We start from the raw sequence: 2951 nt of genomic DNA, 5'->3' as shown, positions 1-2951 counted from the left end.
GTGTCAGGCGGCGGCTGAGTTTTTAAGTGGCGAATGCGAGAATTACTAATCCAGGCCGGGGTGGGAGTTGCTTGCTTGTGTGCTTACTGGGCTTGGCGCTACTGGGCGGGATGTGGGCATGTACATCGGGTCGGCAGGGTCGGCGCCGGTCGCGCCGTGCCACAAAACATGTGGTGGATCCGGGGGGTTTGGTTGATACTTTATTGCATGGGCCCCGCAACTTACATGATGTACAACATGTAATGGAACTGCTTGCTTCTGTCGCCGCTGGCGATGAGCTGTCATTGGATTTATTGGAACATTTAGAAATCAGTGGTATTCCTCATAATAAAATAGAAGCTTGGTTGCAAAAAGACCCTGACCACGTTATAGCCTTAGTTAATGAGTGGGTGGGTATCCGCAAAAAAAAACACCCAGAACAACATATCAGTGCTCCCAGCATTGTCGAGGAATCCCCGTCCCTGTCACCCGCAGAAGGCGACCCCCCGCCGCCAGCCGAGGACGATGAACCTGACAACTTGGACCCACTTGCTCCTGAATCAAACGGAAACAACTCTGTGGAACAGCCTAGTGTGGGGGGTCACGCACCTGATCGAGGGGGTCTCCACCTACCCGGTGATCGGTACCTTGGCCCTTTTAACCCTTTGGAAAATGGTCCCCCGAGGGACGTGGTGGACGCCTATGCGCGGATCCACGACTATCGGTATGACCAATTACAAAAATTAGGCTATAACCCCTACCTCGTTTTCAACATCGGGGACCAGGAACTAATCGATAACTTAAAGTCCCAACCTGGTGTGCGGGCATCACTTGCCCGCCAAGTCTTTGAAATAAAACGTGACATTACGCCACATTTACATTTACAGAACCCCCTCCCCGAGGTGCCAAGTTGGGCAGCTGGACAAGCCGCGGTGCGGGCCATGGCCGCTGCCACTGAAGAATCCGGTGCCGGTGGGGGCGCCCTCCCCGGACCCGCGGTGTGGAGTCAAGGCGCCACCTTCGGGGAGGAGACCGTGACCTGTTTCATGACCCGCAGGTGCTACTTACCCTTCAATGAAGATCCTGTATATAAACCCATAACCATTCAGGGAAAACATATGCTACGGGTACATGATGGGAATCTTTGGAATTCCGAGAGAAACTTGGAACTAGACCATCCTGTGTTAGGATACCAGACCCCCTGGCATTACCCCGATTTAAATTCGTTAAATTTATATTTTTCCCCATTAGAATTTCAACACCTTTTGGAACAATATTCCGAGATAGCTCCAAAGTCGTGGGAGGTCATCGTTAGTGACATCGTAGTTAAGGACGTAGCCACTCAGAATCAAACCACTCACGTTACCGACTCCCCGACGGGCGGCTTAGCCATCTTCGCAGATAGCAGTTATCGATTTCCCTATGTGTTGGGAACCGGTCAGAACACATTACCTTCTGACATCCCCACAGAGGTTTACTTACTACCACAGTATGCATACCTAACCACAGGCAGCATACAGAATCGTCATTCGGGCCGGGCCACCGACCAGGTGACCGTACCCAATGAGGAGACAGACTTTTATGTCTTGGAACACAGTACTTTTGGAATTTATAAAACAGGAGATTTCTTTACGCACTCTTACACCTTTCCGACCCTGACCCCAAAACACCTAACGGGGTCCTCCCAACATTTCTTCTTGATGGAAAACCCCCTTTATGGGTGCCGGTATGACATATTAGAAGAAGCCGGTACTCGGGCCCGCTGGCGCCACATAAATAAAGATGAATATGGCATCAAGCCCCAAAACTTTCTGCCAGGGCCCATGACGGGCACCCATCTTGCCACCCAAGGCGAGAATGCCGGCAAGACAGAGTTACAGCGGGTTTTAACAGGGACGGCGGTTGGGCGGACACCGGCTACCCGGTGGTCGTTCCGCCCGGGGCCAGTCTCCCAGCCGTATGCTCATGCCCCGGCGGATGACCCGACGAAAGATGTCCCTGACATCAATGTGGATGCCATTGCCCATGGCTACCATGAACCCATAGGACAAGACTCCGATGGTGTCCTGTTACAACAAGGGCGCCTGCCAAATGACCGGGAACAGGCCAAACAATTGTCGGGCATTGACACACAGTACTACCCAGTGACTTCGCTGGGTCAAAGTTTTGCCAACACACGAGGAAGTGGCTCGGGGCGTCCCCTGTTGCCCGGGTCGGTGTGGAATGAACGGAGTCTACATTATGAAACCCAGATCTGGGCCAAAATCCCCATTTGTGACCGGAGCTTCATGGCAGACTCTCCCATGCTGGGCGGCTGGGGGTGTGTCAGCCCGCCCCCGATGCTCTTCTTTAAAATGATCCCCACGCCAGCCCCCCTAGGGACGAATGTACAACATGACGCAGAGTCTAAGGAAGGGGGGGCACTACATCAATATGCAGTCTTCAATCTCACAGTGAAGATGGTCTGGCATGTGAAGAAGCGCGGCCCTGGCAGCCGGTGGAATCCCCAACCGGCCGTCTATCCCCCGACTGGGAGGGGTACTCATCCCTACCTACTGTATAATAATCTGCACCTTGAAGGGGCAGACTCATCCGTCTATGGCCACAAGGGCTATGAACGCAGTGACCAGTTATGGACGGCGAAGGCCCGTGTACACCACTTGTAAGCAATAAAATATTCTACCACCAGATGGCACTGTGTCGCGTGGTTTTTGGAGAGGGGCCCAAAAGCTACTATGTCACCTGATCGCGGATGGCGCCGCTCCAAGGGCGGGACTTACAAGCGCGGGAAATTCGAAAAGCGCGCCGGCGGGAAATTTGAAAAAAGCGCGGGAATTTCAAAAAAAGCGCGGGAAAGTCCGTTAAAGATGGCGCCACCGGAAGCGGAAATACGTCACAGTGACGTCAAGGGGTCACGGCCACGTCACTTCCGGAATTAGGGTTGGCAGGCCGCCAAGGAGTGAGGGTTAACA

At 53.4% G+C, this 2951-nt stretch carries 1 protein-coding gene; it reads left to right on the top strand.

Annotation, left to right across the window (positions count from 1 at the left end):
- Positions 1-242 precede the first annotated feature (242 nt).
- On the top strand, positions 243-2645 hold the full coding sequence (locus FJR74_RS03060; protein WP_170177190.1) for a hypothetical protein: 2403 nt from the start codon (positions 243-245) through the stop codon (positions 2643-2645).
- The last annotated feature ends 306 nt before the right edge of the window (positions 2646-2951 follow it).

The organism is Metamycoplasma neophronis (assembly GCF_006491995.1).
GTDB classification, from domain to species: Bacteria; Bacillota_I; Bacilli_A; order Mycoplasmatales; family Metamycoplasmataceae; genus Metamycoplasma; species Metamycoplasma neophronis.
This window is presented reverse-complemented; position numbering and strand designations above follow the sequence as displayed.